The organism is Pontibacter qinzhouensis, assembly GCF_008017455.1.
Taxonomy (GTDB): Bacteria; Bacteroidota; Bacteroidia; order Cytophagales; family Hymenobacteraceae; genus Pontibacter; species Pontibacter qinzhouensis.
Window position 1 is genome coordinate 1 of the sequence record NZ_VRTY01000025.1, and the last position, 18325, is coordinate 18325.

Here is an 18325-nt window from a genome sequence, read left to right on the forward strand (position 1 = left end):
GCTCTGATGCCGTGCCAAAACCCTGCAAAACAAATAATTGCTATATAGATACCCCATAATATGTTATGCATTCAAATAATTTGTCGGGAGAGATATAAATAAGAGTACTTGAGTTGAGGTTTAGGGGAGGAGGGTATGATACATTTCAAATTGAAGCTTACGTAAAATTATTCGCCAAAACTTAAGGTGAGCAAGGTGTAGCCGCTAAGCCAGGCCATGATCAGCATCACCAGCCCTCCGAAAATGGCCAGCCAGAGCGGGTGTTGGTACTGGCCAACAATACTTTTGCGATAGGCAGCGACCAGCATGGTACCGAGTGTTAGGGGCAGAATAAGGCCATTGAGCGCTCCGGCCAGAATAAGCAGGTGTACCGGCTTGCCAATAAAAACAAAAATGCTGGTCGAAATAGCAATAAACCCGATGATAACCCAATTCTCGTGCGTAGCGATGCTTTTATGAAACGATTTCAGAAACGAGACAGAAGTATAAGCCGAACCGATAACAGATGTAACCGCAGCAGAAACCATCACAACGCCAAATAGTTTGTAACCCACCGTGCCTGCAGCCAGCTGAAAAACCGATGCTGGAGGGTTGCTCTGCTCCAAAACAAGACCTTTACTCACGACACCCAGCGCCGCCAGAAACAGAAATACCCGAATAACAGAAGCTATTGTAATGCCCGACATAGCGCTTTGAGTAACTTGTGGTAACGCAGCCTTTCCTTTTATACCAGCATCTAGCAACCGGTGCCCACCGGCAAAAGTAATATAACCACCCACGGTGCCTCCAACAAGTGTAATAATGGCAATAACATCTATCCGGTCAGGAAAAAAAGTTTTAGTTACTGCTTCTTTTACAGGTGGGGAGGAGGTAACGGCAACATACACGATGAGGAGTAACAGAAGCAGCCCCAGTACCTGTGCAAACCGATCCATAACTTTGCCGGCTTCTTTTACCAGAAATACAGCAATGGCAATAAGTGCCGCCAGCAGGGCACCGCTTTCAGGAGAGAAACCAAACAGCACGTTAAAGCCAAGACCTGCACCACCCACGTTACCAATGTTAAAGGCCAGCCCTCCCAGCACGATCAGAAAAGAAATGAAAACACCCAAACCCGGCAGTACCAGGTTCGCAATATCCTGTGCACGCTTTTCCGACACGGCAATAATACGCCAAACATTTAACTGTACGCCAATATCAAGCACGATAGAGCACAGAATCACAAACCCGAAACTGGCGCCAAGCGCTTGTGTAAAAACCGTTGTCTGCGTCAGAAAGCCCGGACCTACGGCAGAGGTAGCCATCAGAAAAGCTGCTCCCAATAAAGCGCTCCGGTTGCTTTTGCTCATGTGTGTGGTGCCTGTATCAGAATACCCTGCTGCTGCAGCGCCTGGCGAATGCTTTTAGCAAAGGCCGGTGCGTGTGGGTTATCGCCGTGCAGGCAAACGGTATCAGCGATAATGGCAATCTCCAGGCCCTGCTGCGACATCACTTTGCCTGCTTTCACCATCCGGAGAACTTGGTGCGTAGCCAGGCTCTCCTCTTTCAGCAGTGCATAGGGCGAGGTTCTTGGGGTAAGGGTGCCATCTTGCTGGTAGGTTCGGTCAGCAAAAACCTCGTTCACTGTGCGCAGCCCGAGTTTATTTCCAGCTTTTATAAGTTGGCTTCCGGCCAGCCCATATAGTAGCGCCTCCGGTTGTACCTTGTAAACAGCTTCGGCTATTGCCTCAGACAGACTGCTGCTGGTGGCTGCCATATTGTACAAGGACCCATGCGGTTTTACGTGGTGCAGCGTTGCACCAGCGGCTTTTGCGAAGGCCGCCAGGGCTCCTACCTGGTATACCACCATCTCAAAAGCTTCAGTCGCCGAAATGGCCATGTTTCTGCGGCCAAAACCCACCAGATCGGGCAGGCCTGGGTGCGCTCCTATTGCTACCTGCTGCTCGAGTGCCAGCTGCACCGTTTTTCGCATAACAGCAGGGTCTCCGGCATGAAAGCCGCAGGCAATGTTAACCGAACTCACAAAAGGCAGAATAGCGGCATCGTTGCCAATGCTGTAACTGCCAAAGCTCTCGCCAAGGTCGCAGTTCAGATCAACTGAAAGCCTGTTCATGTAAACAATCGTTTTAGCTCAATTCCTTTTTTCATTATTTCGAGGTTCAGCTCCTGTTGCAGGTAATGTTGCTGGGCTTCCTGCAGGGTAACTTCTTCAAACGTTATAAGCTTGCCAGGTCCGGTCTGTGCTAAATGGGTAAGATCTGCGGTAATAACCTGTGCAATGCGCGGGTAGCCGCCAGTTGTCTGGTGGTCGGCCATGAGCACAATGGGGTTGCCCTCGCTCGGAACCTGTATGGTGCCAAATGTTACTGCACTCGATATAAGTTCTGCAGGTGCGGCCATGGCCAAAGGAGTGCCGTAGAGGTGGTAGCCCATACGGTCGGCCTGGCGGGTTATCTGGTATTTCTCTGACCAAAGGTAACCTTTGCTGTTGCTGGTCAGCAGGTCGTATTCAGGGCCTCTTACGGCCCGTAGTTTTGGTTGCTCCTGGTGCACCGGAAACAGGCTGTGGTCGGGAGTCCAGGTGGCAGGCGTAAAAGCAGCTGTTTCGGGCACTGTGCGCAGGAGAGAGGTAAAACCAGCAGGTGCCTGGCCCAGGGGCAGCACATCGCCGGTCTGCAGCGCCCGTCCGCCAAAACCCCCGATTCCGGCCCTAAGGTAGGTGGCAAGGCTGCCAAGCACCTGTGGCAGATCAAAGCTTCCGGCCACTGCCAGGTAAGTGTAAACACCTGCACGCGGTGCTCCGAACTCCAGCAGGGCATGTTGCCGCACGAGCACCGGCCGGTTCATTTTAACAGGCACACCAGCTATGGCAGGCGAAAGGTCTGCTCCGGTTAAAGCGATCAGTGTGTCTTTCTGAAAACGGATTGCAGGCCCTGGTGCAACAGTCTCTATTACGGCAGCGTGTTCCGGGTTGCCTACCAGCAGGTTTGCCATCCGGAGCGCCACCCGGTCCATGGGGCCACTAACTATAATTCCTTCTTTCTGATGCCCAAACCTACCCAAATCCTGTATGGTAGCCTGCAAACCCGATTTCTCAATATGAAGACTCATGTGCCAGCTTCGTTGTATATAAATATTCTTCTTCGGATATAGAGACAAATCGAACTTTGTCGCCGGCTCTCAGCAGGCTTGGCAACTCCTGAAAAGGGCGAAAGAGCAGCAACGGAGAACGACCTATAAGTTGCCAGCCTCCCGGAGTTTGGAGGGGGTAAACTCCGGTTTGGGTGCCGGCAATGCCAACAGAACCCTGCGGAACAGCAGGCCGGGGTGTGGCTTTTCGTGGGGCAGAAATGCGCTTGTCCATGCCGCCCATATAGGGGAAACCTGGTGCAAAACCAATCATAAATACAAGGTACTCCGCTGCTGTATGAAGCTTAACTACTTCTTCAGGTGAGAGTTGGTTATGCTCCGCCACGAACTCCAGGTCTGGCCCCAGTTTACCGCCATAGCACACCGGAATCTCTATAAGCCGTGAAGGCAGTTCCTCCTGGTTATGTGTTAGGGTAAGCACTGGCAGTAGCAAATCTATAACCGACTGGTACGGGTCGAAATGGCCTTTATGGCTCACCACCCAAGGATTATAATATACAGTAACTGTTGTAAAAGCAGGCACCAACTCCACAAAGCCAGGAAACGGATGCGCCTCTAGTGAAGCAGCGAAGGCTCTGACTTTGGTATGCACATCGTAACCGATGTTGTCGCCAAACTTTACGACAATAGCAGCATCGCCCAGCGGAAATAACTGGTAAGAGGCCGGAATAGCCAGCTCCGATTTTTTTTCTCCCATTGCGCAGGCGTTAGTTAAAAGATATTGCTGCTTTCATTCATTCCGAATACTCTCAACAAGTTAACAATGTAGCCATTAAACAATCAACAATTAACAATCAGCATTAGTAAATTGGGTCTGGGTGTGGTATTTCTCCTTCTGTGCGTGCTATTACCGATGTTACGGTGGCATCGCCGGTAATGTTAACAACGGTGCGGCACATGTCTAGCAGGCGGTCTGGTGCCAGAATCAGGGCAATTCCTTCTATCGGGATGTTGGCCTGCTGCAGCACGATAACCAACATAACCACACCTGCACCAGGCACAGCAGCAGAACCAATAGAGGCCAGTGTAGCTGTTAGCACAATGCCAAGCTGGGTAGAGAGACTAAGGTCCATGCCAAAAGCCTGGGCAATAAACACGGCTGCCACAGCCTGGTAAAGGCTGGTGCCGTCCATGTTAATGGTAGCACCAAGCGGTAGCACAAAGCTGCTTACTTCTTTCGAAAGCCCCAGGTTTCGTTCGCAGCACTCCATAGTAACAGGCAGTGTAGCGGCACTGGAGGAGGTCGAAAAAGCCAGCATCTGCGCCGGGAACATTCCTTTCATAAAGGTCTTGTATTTTATTTTGCCAAAGGTGGTTGCCAGAAAGGGATACACGCCGAAGAGCAGGATTCCTAAACCAACGAGTACAACAATGCAGTAGTAGCCTAACACCAGCAGCAGCTCCAGCGCGGCAGCAGGATCGTCGCCGGCAAACTCAACAACCAGGCCTGCCAGCAGCGCAAAAACGCCGTAAGGTGCTGCCAGCATAATAATATCAACTATTTTAAGTACGACCAGGTTTACGCCATCGAAAAAAGCAAATACAGGGGCGGCTTTGTCAGGAGGAATCAGGATGAGGGCAACACCGAAGATGAGGGCAAAAAAGATAACCTGCAGCATTTTGCCGTTGTCGGTTATGGCACCAAAAATATTGCTGGGTACAATATCAACCAGAGGCTGCAGTGGGGTAGCACTCCGGAGTTGTGCGGCATCAGCCGATTTAGAAGAGGTGGTGGCCGCGAACTGCTCTTTAAATTCCTCGCGTTTCTCCTGAGAAAAGGCTTTGCCCGGGGCTGCTATGTTTACCAATATTAACCCCAGCACCACAGCAATAACGGTGGTGCCCAGGTAAATACCAATGGTTTTAGTACCTATACGGGAGAGCTTGCTGATGTCGCTTAAACCGGCAACACCCGTTATGAGCGATACCAGTACCAGCGGCACGGCTATTAACTGGAGCAGGTTTATAAAAATGGTGCCGAAAGGTTTTATCCAGTCTGTGGTAACGCCTGTCAGTCCTGTAGAGCTGGCCATAATGCCCCAGAGTACACCTAAGGTCATGCCGATAAGGATCTGCCAGTGCAAAGCTAATCTTTTCATAAAGTAGGGTAATAGTTCTTTCCGACCGGTATAAACCAGTGTTTGTGTTAATGCTGCTACAGAAGAGGCATGTATGACCTGTTCATGTAAAGCTGTTTTGCATCGAAACGATACGGTTAGCTACTATAAAGCTAATCATAAATCTTAAGCCGACTGGTATTTTTATGAAAAAACAGGGTGCAGCAGTCCCAATGGCAGCAAAATTGTTGGAACGTAGCTCTTAAACAGCAAACGCCGCTCCCGGAGCGGCGTTTGCTGTTTAAGGTAAAGAGTGGCTTATTCCTCGTTAACTACAATTTTCTCTATTCTGTCGTTAGCTCTTATCTGGTCTATTACCTCCAGGCCATCTACCACTTTGCCAAAGCAGGTATGGTTACGGTCGAGGTGCGCTGTGTTTTTGCGGCTGTGCACAATAAAAAATTGCGAGCCGCCTGTGTTGCGTCCGGCATGGGCCATAGACAGCACACCACGGTCATGAAACTGGTTATCGCCAGAAAGTTCGCAATCTATTTTATAGCCCGGGCCACCGGTGCCAGCTATGCCTTTGGCTCCTTCGCGTGAGTTGGGGCAGCCACCCTGAATTACAAAATCAGGAATAACCCGGTGAAACGTAAGGCCGTCGTAAAATCCTTTATTTGCGAGGTCAATAAAATTCTGCACGGTTTTTGGAGCGTCCTTTTCATAGAACTCCACTTTCATTACTCCTTTTGCGGTATGAATTTCAGCAGTTTTCATGTTTTTCTATTTGTTTCTAAAATTAGTATAGGAATACAAAAGTACGTAAAATATAGTTTAGCGCTGCTTTTATTCCCGAAGGGTTTGATTTTGTATCAGAAATACACAGCCCTTCAAAAAATTATATCGTAAATATTTAAGAGAGTGCTTTAGGTATAAGTTATGAGGCTCAACTCATACAACTTATATTTAATACAAAGAGGTGGCACTACAGAAAAGTGTTATGTGCAGGTTTAACCAAACAAGGCTATGAAAATTGATTTTGCAAAGGGGATAGGGATATTACTAGTTGGTGGTGCCATATTGGTTGGATGCTCCGATTCGCGTTCTACACAAGAGGAAGGAACTGAAGTTATTCAGAGCCGTATGGCCAGCTATGCAAGTCCGGGTTTACAGCCTGAGCTGCCACCTCCTGCTGAAGCCGAAAAGCAGGTAGCCGGAAGAACTGGTCAGCCAGACATATTACAGCATATAGACCGGGAAAACAACCTGCAGTTATTTTCTGCCGCTCTTAAAAAAACAGACCTGACCCAGAGTTTACTCGGTACAGGACCCTATACTGTTTTCGCCCCTAACGATGCCGCATTCAAGAACCTGAAAGCTGATACTTCGCTGGCGCAACTGTTGGCCCCCGAAAACAGGCAGCAGCTTAAGCAACTATTAAGTAACCATATGGTTACCGGCAAACTGAGCATCAACGAGCTACAGGACGGCACTACGCTTAAAACTACAGGCGGCCAGCAATTAAACGTTACCAAACGCAATGGCAAGGTATTTATAAACGATGCTGTGCTCGAGGCCACCGATGAAGGCAGCAGCAATGGGGTAGTACATGTGCTTAGCAAGGTGCTGCAGCCAGCATCCTGATATACTCTTATTTCCTGTTATCGTCGCCGTGCATAATGCTGAGGTAGCTTTGGTAGCGTGAAAGGGCTATCTGGTTATGTCTTACGGCATCTACTACGGCGCAGCCCGGTTCGTTAAAATGAGTGCAGTTATTGAAGCGGCACTTGTTCAGGAGTTCTTTCATTTCCGGAAAAAAATGACTCAACTCATTTTTTGGAATATCAATAACGCCTAACTCTTTTATGCCTGGCGTGTCTATAATGTAAGTGCCTTCTTCTACCTCAAACATTTCGGCAAAGGTAGTTGTATGCACACCTTTATCTGAAAAAGCAGATATCTCGGAAGTTTTGATGGCAAGGTCGGGAATTAGCCGGTTGATAAGCGATGACTTGCCAACACCGGAATGACCAGAGAACAAGGTTGTTTTGCCCTTTATCAACTTTTCGATTTCGTCGAGGCCCTGGTTTAACGAAGCGGAAACAGATAAACTCTGGTAGCCGGCCTGGCTGTATAGAAAACTGATCTGGCGCTGGTAATCTTGCATCTCCTCATCGTACATGTCGGCTTTGTTGTACACAATAGTTACCGGAATGTCGTATGCCTCGGCTGTTACCAGGAACCGGTCAATAAACCCAAACGAAGTGCGTGGCGAAACCAGAGTGGCAATAAGCAGCGCATGATCTAAGTTCGCAGCAATAATATGCGAGTAGCCAGATTTATGGGTAGACTGCCGGATAATATAGTTTTCACGCGGTTCTATTTTATGAATAACAGCCGTCTCTTCATCTACTTTTTCTATATCGAACTCCACACGGTCGCCAACAGCCAAGGGGTTACTGACCTTCATGCCTTTGAGCTTGAACTTGCCGCGCAGCCGTGCCCGGTAGAGCGTGTTGTTCTCTGCACGCACCAGGTACCACGATCCTGTAGATTTTATAACGATTCCTATCATGCGGTGGGGGGTAGCAATTGCTTTATAGCTGTCATAATTTTAGCGGTGGCGCCAGCTTGCTTGTGTACGTATTGTTTTTCCGTTTCGGATATCTTTTGGCGTTTCTCCGGCTGAAGATGAACCTGCTCGAAAGCCGCAAGCAACTCTGCAGATGTTTTAACCGGAAAGGCACAGCCAAGGTCCACCAGGTCTTTCGCCTCCTGAAACTTATCGTAGCGGGGACCAAAGAAAAGTGGTAAACCGAAAACAGCAGCCTCGAGGGTATTGTGCAGGCCTGCTCCAAAAGCTCCTCCTATGTAAGCATAGGTACCATAGCTGTAAAGTGATGACAACATGCCCACATTGTCTATTACCAGTACATGGTGTTGTGCCACCGTTCCTGCCTCTGCCTCCGAAAACCGGATGGCACCTGCACCCAGGCTAGCCGAAAGGGTGGCTGTACTTTTCGGGGTTACTTCGTGAGGGGCGATAATGAACTTCAGGCTTGTGCTGTATTTTTGAATGAGCGGGAGCAGCACATCTATGTCAGCGGGCCAGCTGCTGCCGATCATAAACACCGGTTGCTCCTGCACAAAGGCTGCTACTACCGGTATAGGTTTTACAGCTGCCGCAGTTTGCAACACCCTGTCGAAGCGGGTATCGCCGGCTACGCTTACCTGCTGTATTTGCTGTTGCTGCAGTAGTTTTGCCGATGCCTGGTTCTGGGTAAAGATATGGGTAAAGCCTTTCAGAATGTTTCTGTAAAAACCGCCATACGGCCTGAAAAAAAGCTGGCCGGGCCTGAAAATGGCCGAAACAGAGATAGCAGGAATATGGTGATGCTGCAGTGCCTGCATGTAATAATGCCAGAACTCATATTTTACAAACACTGCCAGCTTCGGCTTTGCCAGCTCCACAAACCTGTTTGCAGCCGATTGACTGTCGAGGGGCAGGTAAAACACGTAATCGGCTGCGGCATAGTTTTTCCTTACTTCGTAGCCGGAAGGGGAGAAGAAGGTAAGCAGAATCTTATAAGCCGGAAAATCAGCTTTAAAGGCTTCTATAAGTGGGCGGCCTTGCTCGAACTCGCCCAACGAGGCACAATGAAACCAGGCAAGCGGCATTGAGTTTTGCTGGAGCGCTCTCTCTAACTGCTCTGCCTGCTGCGCACGCCCTAACCGCATCTGGCGCGCCTTCTGGTGGAAAGGAGCCGCCAGGGCAAGAGCTGTTTTATAAGTCTGCAGGCCGATGTCGTAGAGTAGCTTCACCTGTTATGGGGTATGTTTATACATGTTGCGCCTGCAAAAATAAGAAAAGCCTCTGCACCAGCAGAGGCTTTTCTGTTTATTCGGCTACAAATCTAAAGATTAGTGTTTTGCCAGGTAGTTAGATACGCCTTCTTTTGTAGCTAACATAGCTTCTTTGCCTTCTTCCCAGTTAGCAGGGCAAACTTCTCCTTTTACTTCGAAGTACTGCAGCGCGTCGACCATGCGCAGTGCTTCGTCTATGCTACGGCCAAGCGGCAGGTCGTTTACTACCTGGTGGCGTACAATTCCTTCTTTGTCGATCAGGAACAGGCCACGGTAAGCAACCGGCTCGCCCACGAAAGTTACTTCGCCTTCTTCGTTATACTCGTAGTGTCCTGCCAGTACATCGTAATTTTGTGCAATTGTTTTAGCGGCATCGGCTACAAGTGGGTACGTAACGTCAGCAATACCACCTTGGTCACGTGGTGTGTTCAGCCAGGCAAAGTGAGAGAAATGCGTGTCGGTAGAGCAGCCTACTACAGCTACATTTTTACGCTCAAATTCTTCCATTCTGTCCTGAAATGCAATAATTTCAGTTGGGCATACAAATGTGAAGTCCATCGGGTAGAAATAGAAAATCACGTGTTTTTTGCCCAGGTATTGGTCTAAAGAGAAATCTTCCACAAACTCGCCATCGGCTACAGCCGTTGCTTTAAACGAAGGGGCTTTCTTGCCTACTAATACTGCCATTTTAGTTAATTAATTTTAAGTGAAAATTAAATTTATAGTTTAGTGATGCTTACTTGTTGATCGGGTTCTTTTTTGTTGCCTGTTAGCTGAATGGCGAAACTGTGCATCTCGAAGTTCTGCATATTTCGGCGCTGGAAGAACCCCTGCAGCAGCTCTTCCAGCTCAGGGTCTTCAAAATCGATGATTTCGCGGGTGTTGCTGCAGTAGATGTGGCTGTGGGCCATGGTGTTGGCATCGTAGCGTTTGCAGCCCTGCTCCGAGAATACCCGCCGCACGAGCCCGTTTTCTGCAAACACATCGAGAATTTTGTACACAGTGCCGAGCGAGATGCTGGGGTTGGCAGGCTTCAGAAGCCGGTAAACTTCTTCTGCGGCCGGGTGGTGGCCATGCAGCCCAAGCAGTGCCTCATACACGACAATGCGTTGGTGGGTGGCTTTCAGGCTACACGACACAAGCTTTTGTCGTAGTTCCTGGCGGTTTAGTTGCTGCATGTTTCCAGATAAGAATTTTTCTTATGTAAGAAGAATTGCTGCAAAGATAGCGGAAAGAGTGGGACAGTGCAAGACTAACTCATTCTGTCATCTTGGAAAGATCTTTTGGGCAAGATCCATTAGCAATGGCTACTGGCGTTTTAATCTAAAATTAGCATAGCTGCTACTAACGTCATGACAGCTGCAGGGTATTATTTTATTGCTGGTGTCTTTGTTCTTTTTGTCCTGGTACAAAAAGAACAAACAAAATCAAGACCCGCCAAATTAAGGGCCTATACATAACTCCACTCGCTGGACGCTCTTTTTTGAGGGTGCCTTTCCCCAATAGTGCCGGCTCATTTGGTACACCTGGCAGAGGTGTTCGCTCTGTGGTTGCCTGCCGGAATACATCACTGAAGGTTAGTCTTCAATCAGTATATACAAACCTTTACAAAAGCCTTTCAACAATATAACAATTAGACCATTTAACAATCAGCAACCAACAATCAGCAACAATCAACAACCAGCAATTATTCTAATGAAAACGCCCTTCAGAGGAGAAAATGGCTTTTTGAGGTCAAGGGTTATTTGCCTTTAAATTGGGGCTGACGCTTTTCTATGAAAGCTGCCATGCCTTCCAGCTGGTCTTGTGAAGCGAAACAGAGGTAGAAGTTTTTACGCTCGAAGTGGAGACCTTCGTTTAACAGGCTGTCGTAAGCCAGATTCACTGACTCTTTCGCTAACCGCACCGCCACCGGCGACATAGCCGCAATATCGGAGGCCAGTTGTATGGCTTCGTCGAGGTAAAGCTCAACAGGTACCACTTTGTTTACCAATCCGCTCTGCTCGGCTTCCCGGGCCGTCAGGTATTTGCCGGTCAGTACCATTTCCATGGCTTTGACTTTACCGATGGCACGTGTCAGGCGTTGGGTTCCTCCTGCACCGGGCATAATACCGAGCTTTATTTCAGGTTGCCCGAATACAGCGGTTTCAGAAGCAATAATCATATCGCAGGTCATGGCCAATTCGCAACCACCACCCAGGGCAAAACCGGAAACAGCTGCAATAATAGGCTTTTTGGTTTTGCGAATCTGGTCCCAGGTAGAAAACTGATCAATCAAAAACATGTCGATAGCCGATTTGTTGGCCATTTCTTTAATGTCTGCACCGGCTGCAAAGGCACGTTCATTTCCGGCTATCACTATAGCCCGGACTGCATCGTCTGCGTCTAATTGCCGAAGGGCATCGCGCAGTTGTGCCATGAGTTGTAAATTAAGGGCATTCAGCTCTTTTGGCCGGTTTAGCTGAATTAAGGCTATGTGCGGGTGAAAATGAGGTCTTACAAGAATTGAGTCCATGGTCGGTATGGCAGCTAAAGGTGTGTTAAGTTACACTTTTACTGGCACTGAAACAACCGCAGGAAAAGTTGCAAGACAAGGAATAGGTGTAGATTTCTGGAATAGCGAGTGGTTTAGTTTAACAAGCCGAAGGTAATTTGAGCCGATGTCTGGTTATCTTCTGGCATCGCGTCAGCATCGGATATCTTACGGGAAGTATTGGAGCCTGACGATTTGTCTGTTTTAGGAACCTTGAGCATGGCACCGGAAAGAAGCAGTGCAAACAGGACCAAAAGTTTAAAGATAAACGGACGTGTTAATTTATCTGGAGTTTGCATAGGTAAATGTAATTAGAGTAGTTGGATCGTGTGCCAAAGGTACATAAAATCTTTCAATGATTTTAGTCAAACCTTATCATACTACAATAATTTTATGTTAAGCTTTATCGAAATCGAAATATAAGACAAACTGTGTTCAAATCTGAAAGTGCTGATTAACTTTCAAACTACCGGGGTCCTGCTTCAGCTCAATGCCTTAACGTTTATTGTTTCTTAAGTGCTTCATTGTCTGGTTATAGCGGCTTAAACTTTAACGCCAAAGCCAGAGTCTAGAGCCAATCTTCAACCAACCTTACGCATGACCTGGCCTGGAGTTTTTGGGCTACTATAAAACTAGTAGATTTGTTAGTTAATTTTGTTTTTGTAACGTTTTGAAAATCAATTAAAAATGAAATTTTAAAATTGTGTTTCTTTTTTTTGCTTTGCTATCTTGTCGGCATAAACCTATATAGCAACGTTGTCTAGCAAATAAGTTATATGAGTACCAGGTTTAGGATTGCTTTAACGTTAATTGACAAGTTGGAAACCGGAGCAGACCCTTGGAGCGATTTACCTGAAATTCCTTTGGAAGGCTGTTTTCATTCAAATAATTGAATAGTTCGCACCAGCCCATCCTGCGATTGTAAACAGCGTCAGACCTTTTCAAAATCGACCTCTGTACCACTACGCCAAGCAGGAAACTTTTAGTTAGACACATGTCGCAAGATCTTTGGTATGCTACTGTAGCAAATTAAGAAGATTTAAATCTAGCTTTACGATAAGTTAAATTGGCGCCAATACAGACTAAACTACTTGGCTCCAACCGGCTGCTTTGTTATTTTCAAAAACTAGGAAGTGAATAGTAGGGGTGCTTAAAACAGTTTTTTAAAGATTTGGGTGTGTAAGAGCTTTTAAAGGAGGAACTTGAATTGCTAAGATAAAAAACACAACTAAATGTTGTAACACAGGATGTTGCTTAATTTATTTGTCTTGTACCCTCATTTGCTACAAAAGGGATTTTGTGTAGGTTTGGCAGGCTACGTTTTGTTTCCTGTCTTATGTTTGTCCTAAATTATCCGTTCAGAGCTGAACGTTTAAGCAAAATCTTACGTTAAGGGCGATTATAGTGCTGCAACCTGTAGCCAGGCTCTTACAAAAGCTAATTGCCGCCTGACGATACCTCAGTTGATAAAATTATTAAGATTAATTTATATTCTATTATAATTTCATTTATCTTTCCGGTATGTTTTTTATACATTAGTAGTCTGCAACGCCCTATTTAATTTAGTTTTAAAGAAAATGAGGCCCTAAAGAATATTTTTTTCAAAGTGTATGCAAACGTTTGCAGGTTGGCTTGCCCGATCCGGATGAAGGTAAACAGGTAAGGCAGACGGAGCCGCTCCAATAACTGCTGTGGAAAAGGGTGAATAATTGTTTGGAGAAACGTTAGTTCGCTGTCATTCACAAATTTTCTTGCTAGTAGAAGTATTAAAAATAAAATAAACTATAGTTAAAAATTTTACAATTTATGAATGACAAACTTGCTCTGCCTGTAGGCACCACGCTCGACAGGTTTATAATGAGGAAACAAGAGGAATTTCCGTATGCCAGTGGAGAGCTTTCTCAGTTGCTTCGCGACATCGCGTTGGCCGCCAAGATTGTGAACCGTGAGATTAACCGGGCGGGCTTAATCGGCGTTACAGGTGCATTCGGAAATCAGAACGTGCAGGGAGAAGAGCAGCAGAAACTGGATGTGATTGCCAATATCCGTTTTATCCGGGCATTGCGCAACGGAGGCGAAGTTTGTGCCATACTCTCTGAAGAAGAAGATGACATTATTCTGACCGGGAACAACAAGGGCAAATACATTGTGGCCATCGATCCGCTGGATGGTTCTTCTAACATCGATGTAAACGTATCTATCGGCACTATTTTTTCTATTTACAGAAGAATAAGCGATGCCGACCTGGGTAGCACCCCAGCCGATTGCCTGCAGAAAGGTACGTGCCAGGTAGCAGCAGGCTATATTGTGTATGGTTCTTCTACCATGCTGGTGTACACAACCGGCCACGGTGTAAACGGCTTTACCTACGACAGCACCCTGGGTGAGTTTTTCCTTTCGAACCCGAACATTATTACGCCTAAAACGGGGGCTTTTTACTCCTGCAACGAAGGGGGCCTCAACAGTTTCCCGGATGGCATAAAGAATTATTTGGAGTATTGCAAAAACGAGGGGTACTCAGCCAGGTACATCGGGTCGCTTGTTGCCGATTTTCACAGGAACTTACTGAAAGGTGGTATTTACCTGTATCCGCAAACAGCCAAAACGCCTAGTGGCAAGCTGCGCCTGATGTATGAGTGCAACGCTCTGGCTTTTATAATTGAACAGGCAGGAGGCAGAGCTACCGATGGCACCAAACGTATTATGGAAATTGTGCCATCTGAGCTGCACCAGCGGTGCCCGCTTATTATTGGCTCTGTAGAAATGGTAAATAAGGTAGAGGAGATGCTCGTGAAAGAGGAGGCCTTACACACAGGATCTATTTAATAGCAAACTTAATTCTGACGGTTATACATAAAGCGGGTCTGCACTTTTTGCAGTTCCCGCTTTATTATTAGGTGGGCCATGTTCTCTGCTACTTCCGCAGTGGTCTGGCAAGTCATTACTTTTTTTACCTTCTGCTCATCTACATCTATCCGGTAAAGGATCTGCAGCAATTTGCTCAGGTTGTTGCGCAGCAGGTGACATACAGCGACAGCGGTTTGCAGGTGCAAGCCATCGAGGGTGCTGGCCTTAAAATCGGTTGTGCCAAAGTGCTGGTTCAACAGGCTCCTGGTGCCAGACAGTATCGCGCGCGAGTAATCCATCTGTTTCGCAATTAATTAATTCAGATTTTCAGGCTTTATAAGGGCCTTCAAAGGTAATAGAGGGGCTACTAAAAGACCATGTTTACTTCTTGATTTTGCCTGGTAGCAGCTTCTGCACCGGTACTCAGCAAAGTTAAAAAGTAAACATGGTTTTTTGCTTAGGCTTGCTTCGTCTCTTTTTCAGAGGCTTTTTCCTCTTTCTCTTCCGGAGCAGCTTCTGTTTCTGAGGCGGCTTTTGTAAACTGCAGGTGTTTGTTTACAATGGCATACCAGGTAGCCAGTTTTTTCATGTCAGAAATATACACACGGTCCTGGTCGTATTCGGGCAACACATCTTCCATAAAAGCTTTGTACTCCTCATCAGATGGCTTGCTGCTTAAAGGCAGTTCATCACCGAATTTCTGATGAATACGATCAAATACCTCGGCCAATGGAACAGTTGTTTCCTCATCGGTGGTGTAAATAGAGATTTCCTCCAGCAACGACATACGGTGGCGCGCTTGTGCAACCAACCTGTTTGGCTTGTCGGCCAGGCTCTCAATAATAACACCGGTTCGTGTTGGCTTTACGACACGGTAAAGCCCGTTCATGCCAGAAACGGCAGCAATTTGTTTTAAATCAATCGGCATAATAAGATGTAAGCTTTGTTTATAACTTGAACTTGATCGGAATACTGGCGAGCATGCTGTAGCCAGGGGCATTAAACTTTAACTGCCGCGCTACACGTAATGCTTCTTCGCCTGTACCTGCTCCAATCTCTTTAATAATTTTCAGTCCTGAAATAGATCCGTCTTCATTTAAAGTAAAGCCAATAATGCAGTCGCCCTGCACACGGTTTCGTTTCGCCAGGGGCGGGTACTTCAGCTCCTGGTAAATAAACTGGTACATCGCCTCATTTCCACCCTCGTAATGCTCTGCAACCGGAGGTGTTTTCTCGGGCATCCACACTTTGGCTTCCGGGGTGGCAGCTGCCTTCGGCGTAGAGGTCTGGGCAGAAGCACTGATTGCCACAAAGGCAAATAAGCAAACTAAAAAGGAAATTTTACGATTCATGTGTTAAATAATTAATGGCTGTGTTTAGGTTGAATGATAAAAAGCTTATAGATCCTTTGCTATTGCAGCACAATGCTACATGGTAAACTTGCGTCTTACGGGGCACAGGGTGTTATTGGTTTTCCTTTACTTTATTTTCCTTTAACTGCAGGTTTACTTCCTGAATAAATTCTAAAATTTCGTCGCGGCCTGCCTTTTTTGTAGCTGAAGTTCTGAAAATTCGTGGTAGCTCATCCCAGGTCTCTTTTAGCTTTCTCACAAAGGCTGCAATGTTACTGTCTGTTTTCGTGTTCGACTGCTTATCTGTTTTCGTGAAAACCAGAACAAACGGTACACCAATCGTGCCAAGTTGATTTACAAAATCAAGATCGGGTTGCAGTGGCTCATGCCTCGAATCTATAAGCAAAAATACACAGGTAAGGTTCTCGCGCTCCTGAAAATAGAAGTTAATCATTTTTCTCCAGCTCTCTCTGGAGGTTTTACTTACTTTGGCATAGCCATACCCCGGTAAATCGACCAGGTACCAATCATCGTTAATCAGAAAATGATTAATAAGCTGTGTTTTGCCGGGCGAGGCAGATGTTTTAGCCAGTTTGCTCTGGTTTGTAAGCATGTTTATCAGCGACGATTTCCCGACATTGGAGCGCCCGATAAAGGCATATTCCGGCTTAGTAGGGGCAGGGCAAAGGTCCACCCGCGTATTACTCATCAGGAATTTTGCTTCCTTAATCACCATAACTTAATTATTTAGTTCGAAACACCTGATCTAGTACATTTATCAGAAGCTTTTATTTGCAAAAATCAAAAACTTACACCAAGTTTATATAATTTTGCCTGCTTAAACTTTCACGCGAAAGGGAACCTTTTAGTAGCGGCTCGTGCAGGTGTGGTATAAAGGCATGGTTTAAATTTAGGTTAAGCCACAAAGTTACCATATATTTTTTTAACACTGGCAGTAGCCTTCGGGTTCGGATTTTATTTAAAGAGTACGCACACTTTTGTGCATCTGGTTTTAGTTTTATGAAGAAGAAGTATCTGCTGGTAACATTGCTTGCGGTGTTGCAGGTAACAATGGCGTTTGCACCCGCATACCCCGAGGCTGGCAACGATTTAAAGAAGGCAGCAAAAGCATACGCATCCCAGGAGTATGAGCTGGCGCTGGAGCTGTATAGAAAAGTACTGCAGAAGAATCCCGACCACCTGCAGGCAAACTTAAGAGCAGGGATCTGCTACCTCGATTTACTACAACCTGCCAAAGCCTTTGAACACCTGGAGTTCGCCTACAAGAAAGATCCGAAGGTAACCGATGAAATTTTAATGTTGTTGGGTGAGGCGCAGCAGCAACTCTACAACTTTGAAGAGGCGATGGGCTACTTTCGTACTGAGCTCGCCAGCCTGTCACGTGCTGAGTCCTGGAACAAGGAGTTTTTGCTGAAGCGGCTTCGGGAGTGCGAATCTGGCTTGGCACTATCAGCCAACCCGGTACTGGCACAGATCACTAATCTGGGGCCAGCCATTAACTCGCCCTACTCCGATTATGTACCGGTAATGCTCCCCGGCGATACGCTTTTACTATATACCACCCGCAGGCCAGTAAGTGAGGCTCGCGGACGCACCGGTGTGGTAGAGTACATGCATGTATCTAAGTTACGAAACGGAGCATGGCAGCAGGCCGAGCTTTTTCTTCAGGATGCAGCTAAGTTGCCCGACCACTCAGCTGTATCGGTGGCTCCTAACGGCCAGGAACTCTACACCTATTTTGGCGGTAAAAACAGAGGGCTTTTTATGTCTGAAAAGGCAGGGCAGGGCTGGAGTGATCCTGTGCGATTAGGTAGCCCATTTAACGAAGGTACCGTTGAAACCTCGATGCATGTAACCGATGATGGTAAATTCGCTTTTTTCTCTAGCGACAGACCTGGTGGTTTTGGCGGTCTGGACCTTTACATATGCTACAAGCAGGAAAATGGCACATGGAGCGATGCTTTAAATCTTGGCCCGGCTATTAACTCAGCTTACGACGAAGACGCACCTTTTGTGGATGTGAAGACAAATACACTGTATTTCAGCTCAAGAGGGCACAATGCCATAGGAGGATACGATGTTTTTAAATCCAGTATAAAAGACTCTGTCTGGAGCCAGGCGCAGAACCTGGGTATGCCTGTTAACTCACCTTTCGACGATATTTATTTCTCGCTGACACATAATCGCGACAAGGCCATCTTCTCGTCCGACAGGCCGGGTGGGCACGGCAGAAAAGATGTCTATTTTATAACTTTCAAATAATTTTCTAGAATATATATAGTTTTTGCGTAAATATTACTTTCAATATATTGGTATTCAGTGTTTTTTGAGTAAATAGGCAGGTCGTAAGGCACCTGAAAAGCGGTAAGCGATTGGCTATAACATTTTTTTTCTGGTAATATCTATATATCTTTACCTATATATTGTAGACAAATGACTTCTTACTTTATTTGTGAAGTTTTTAATAGAATAACATCCTGTTTTTTTCAACACTTATCTGC

General features: G+C 46.5%; 19 protein-coding genes. 3 read left to right on the forward strand and 16 right to left on the reverse strand.

The window, feature by feature from the left end; translation table 11 throughout:
* Positions 1-167: 167 nt before the first annotated feature.
* The 6 genes from FVR03_RS08315 to FVR03_RS08340 form a co-directional block, all read right to left on the reverse strand.
* Entirely contained in the window at positions 168-1349 is a 1182-nt protein-coding gene (locus FVR03_RS08315) for an NRAMP family divalent metal transporter (protein ID WP_147921283.1), read from the reverse strand.
* Positions 1346-2113 carry a LamB/YcsF family protein gene (locus tag FVR03_RS08320; RefSeq protein WP_147921284.1) on the reverse strand — a complete coding sequence of 256 codons (768 nt, stop codon included), beginning with the start codon at positions 2111-2113 and terminating at the stop codon, positions 1346-1348. Before FVR03_RS08320 ends, FVR03_RS08315 begins: the two co-directional genes overlap by 4 nt.
* Positions 2110-3111: a 5-oxoprolinase subunit C family protein gene (locus tag FVR03_RS08325; RefSeq protein WP_147921285.1), complete on the reverse strand. Its 1002-nt coding sequence runs from the start codon at positions 3109-3111 to the stop codon at positions 2110-2112. Before FVR03_RS08325 ends, FVR03_RS08320 begins: the two co-directional genes overlap by 4 nt.
* Entirely contained in the window at positions 3095-3847 is a 753-nt protein-coding gene (gene pxpB / locus FVR03_RS08330; protein ID WP_255474129.1) for a 5-oxoprolinase subunit PxpB, read from the reverse strand. Before pxpB ends, FVR03_RS08325 begins: the two co-directional genes overlap by 17 nt.
* A gap of 103 nt (positions 3848-3950) precedes the next feature.
* Positions 3951-5249, reverse strand: a complete 1299-nt coding sequence (locus FVR03_RS08335; RefSeq protein WP_147921286.1) for a dicarboxylate/amino acid:cation symporter — start codon at positions 5247-5249, stop codon at positions 3951-3953.
* A 276-nt stretch (positions 5250-5525) separates the two neighbouring features.
* The gene (locus FVR03_RS08340) at positions 5526-5984 is read right to left on the reverse strand and encodes a peptidylprolyl isomerase (RefSeq protein WP_147921287.1); all 459 of its coding nucleotides are present in this window, start codon (positions 5982-5984) and stop codon (positions 5526-5528) included.
* Positions 5985-6233: 249 nt separating this feature from the next.
* On the opposite strand from FVR03_RS08340, the gene FVR03_RS08345 reads away from it, so the two are divergent.
* Positions 6234-6851, forward strand: a complete 618-nt coding sequence (locus FVR03_RS08345) for a fasciclin domain-containing protein (protein ID WP_147921288.1) — start codon at positions 6234-6236, stop codon at positions 6849-6851.
* A gap of 7 nt (positions 6852-6858) precedes the next feature.
* Here the strand turns inward: FVR03_RS08345 and rsgA are convergent, their stop codons facing one another.
* The 6 genes from rsgA to FVR03_RS08375 all read right to left on the reverse strand — a co-directional run bounded on the left by rsgA (position 6859) and on the right by FVR03_RS08375 (position 11903).
* Complete coding sequence (gene rsgA / locus FVR03_RS08350) at positions 6859-7782, reverse strand: ribosome small subunit-dependent GTPase A (RefSeq protein ID WP_147921289.1); 924 nt, start codon at positions 7780-7782, stop codon at positions 6859-6861.
* Positions 7779-9029, reverse strand: coding sequence for a 3-deoxy-D-manno-octulosonic acid transferase (locus tag FVR03_RS08355; RefSeq protein WP_147921290.1), 1251 nt, complete (start codon positions 9027-9029; stop codon positions 7779-7781). Before FVR03_RS08355 ends, rsgA begins: the two co-directional genes overlap by 4 nt.
* 99 nt (positions 9030-9128) lie before the next feature.
* Positions 9129-9758, reverse strand: a complete 630-nt coding sequence (locus tag FVR03_RS08360) for a peroxiredoxin (protein WP_147921291.1) — start codon at positions 9756-9758, stop codon at positions 9129-9131.
* Between the two features lie 32 nt (positions 9759-9790).
* The gene (locus FVR03_RS08365; RefSeq protein WP_147921292.1) at positions 9791-10249 is read right to left on the reverse strand and encodes a Fur family transcriptional regulator; all 459 of its coding nucleotides are present in this window, start codon (positions 10247-10249) and stop codon (positions 9791-9793) included.
* A 563-nt stretch (positions 10250-10812) separates the two neighbouring features.
* The gene (locus tag FVR03_RS08370; RefSeq protein WP_147921293.1) at positions 10813-11586 is read right to left on the reverse strand and encodes an enoyl-CoA hydratase-related protein; all 774 of its coding nucleotides are present in this window, start codon (positions 11584-11586) and stop codon (positions 10813-10815) included.
* Positions 11587-11699: 113 nt separating this feature from the next.
* A complete protein-coding gene (locus FVR03_RS08375; protein WP_147921294.1) occupies positions 11700-11903 on the reverse strand; it encodes a hypothetical protein in 204 nt (67 codons plus the stop codon).
* A 1507-nt stretch (positions 11904-13410) separates the two neighbouring features.
* On the opposite strand from FVR03_RS08375, the gene fbp reads away from it, so the two are divergent.
* A complete protein-coding gene (gene fbp / locus FVR03_RS08380; RefSeq protein ID WP_147921295.1) occupies positions 13411-14430 on the forward strand; it encodes a class 1 fructose-bisphosphatase in 1020 nt (339 codons plus the stop codon).
* Positions 14431-14438: 8 nt separating this feature from the next.
* Here the strand turns inward: fbp and FVR03_RS08385 are convergent, their stop codons facing one another.
* The 4 genes from FVR03_RS08385 to yihA all read right to left on the reverse strand — a co-directional run bounded on the left by FVR03_RS08385 (position 14439) and on the right by yihA (position 16539).
* A complete protein-coding gene (locus FVR03_RS08385) occupies positions 14439-14750 on the reverse strand; it encodes a hypothetical protein (protein WP_147921296.1) in 312 nt (103 codons plus the stop codon).
* Positions 14751-14908: 158 nt separating this feature from the next.
* Positions 14909-15379: a DUF5606 family protein gene (locus tag FVR03_RS08390; RefSeq protein WP_147921297.1), complete on the reverse strand. Its 471-nt coding sequence runs from the start codon at positions 15377-15379 to the stop codon at positions 14909-14911.
* Positions 15380-15398: 19 nt separating this feature from the next.
* Entirely contained in the window at positions 15399-15803 is a 405-nt protein-coding gene (locus tag FVR03_RS08395) for an energy transducer TonB (RefSeq protein WP_147921298.1), read from the reverse strand.
* A gap of 112 nt (positions 15804-15915) precedes the next feature.
* Positions 15916-16539 carry a ribosome biogenesis GTP-binding protein YihA/YsxC gene (gene yihA / locus FVR03_RS08400; protein ID WP_147921299.1) on the reverse strand — a complete coding sequence of 208 codons (624 nt, stop codon included), beginning with the start codon at positions 16537-16539 and terminating at the stop codon, positions 15916-15918.
* 284 nt (positions 16540-16823) lie between these two features.
* Between yihA and FVR03_RS08405 the strand changes: the two genes are divergently transcribed.
* Complete coding sequence (locus FVR03_RS08405; protein ID WP_147921300.1) at positions 16824-18086, forward strand: tetratricopeptide repeat protein; 1263 nt, start codon at positions 16824-16826, stop codon at positions 18084-18086.
* Positions 18087-18325: the final 239 nt, after the last annotated feature.

Bases quoted from the DNA above. Each gene is read 5' to 3' on its own strand.
- FVR03_RS08375 (WP_147921294.1), bottom strand. From the start codon at position 11,903: ATGCAAACTCCAGATAAATTAACACGTCCGTTTATCTTTAAACTTTTG.
- rsgA (WP_147921289.1), bottom strand. From the start codon at position 7,782: ATGATAGGAATCGTTATAAAATCTACAGGATCGTGGTACCTGGTGCGT.
- FVR03_RS08405 (WP_147921300.1), top strand. From the start codon at position 16,824: ATGAAGAAGAAGTATCTGCTGGTAACATTGCTTGCGGTGTTGCAGGTA.
- FVR03_RS08385 (WP_147921296.1), bottom strand. From the start codon at position 14,750: ATGGATTACTCGCGCGCGATACTGTCTGGCACCAGGAGCCTGTTGAAC.
- FVR03_RS08390 (WP_147921297.1), bottom strand. From the start codon at position 15,379: ATGCCGATTGATTTAAAACAAATTGCTGCCGTTTCTGGCATGAACGGG.
- FVR03_RS08360 (WP_147921291.1), bottom strand. From the start codon at position 9,758: ATGGCAGTATTAGTAGGCAAGAAAGCCCCTTCGTTTAAAGCAACGGCT.
- FVR03_RS08315 (WP_147921283.1), bottom strand. From the start codon at position 1,349: ATGAGCAAAAGCAACCGGAGCGCTTTATTGGGAGCAGCTTTTCTGATG.
- yihA (WP_147921299.1), bottom strand. From the start codon at position 16,539: ATGGTGATTAAGGAAGCAAAATTCCTGATGAGTAATACGCGGGTGGAC.
- FVR03_RS08335 (WP_147921286.1), bottom strand. From the start codon at position 5,249: ATGAAAAGATTAGCTTTGCACTGGCAGATCCTTATCGGCATGACCTTA.
- FVR03_RS08320 (WP_147921284.1), bottom strand. From the start codon at position 2,113: ATGAACAGGCTTTCAGTTGATCTGAACTGCGACCTTGGCGAGAGCTTT.
- FVR03_RS08370 (WP_147921293.1), bottom strand. From the start codon at position 11,586: ATGGACTCAATTCTTGTAAGACCTCATTTTCACCCGCACATAGCCTTA.
- FVR03_RS08325 (WP_147921285.1), bottom strand. From the start codon at position 3,111: ATGAGTCTTCATATTGAGAAATCGGGTTTGCAGGCTACCATACAGGAT.
- fbp (WP_147921295.1), top strand. From the start codon at position 13,411: ATGAATGACAAACTTGCTCTGCCTGTAGGCACCACGCTCGACAGGTTT.
- pxpB (WP_255474129.1), bottom strand. From the start codon at position 3,847: ATGGGAGAAAAAAAATCGGAGCTGGCTATTCCGGCCTCTTACCAGTTA.
- FVR03_RS08345 (WP_147921288.1), top strand. From the start codon at position 6,234: ATGAAAATTGATTTTGCAAAGGGGATAGGGATATTACTAGTTGGTGGT.
- FVR03_RS08365 (WP_147921292.1), bottom strand. From the start codon at position 10,249: ATGCAGCAACTAAACCGCCAGGAACTACGACAAAAGCTTGTGTCGTGT.
- FVR03_RS08340 (WP_147921287.1), bottom strand. From the start codon at position 5,984: ATGAAAACTGCTGAAATTCATACCGCAAAAGGAGTAATGAAAGTGGAG.
- FVR03_RS08395 (WP_147921298.1), bottom strand. From the start codon at position 15,803: ATGAATCGTAAAATTTCCTTTTTAGTTTGCTTATTTGCCTTTGTGGCA.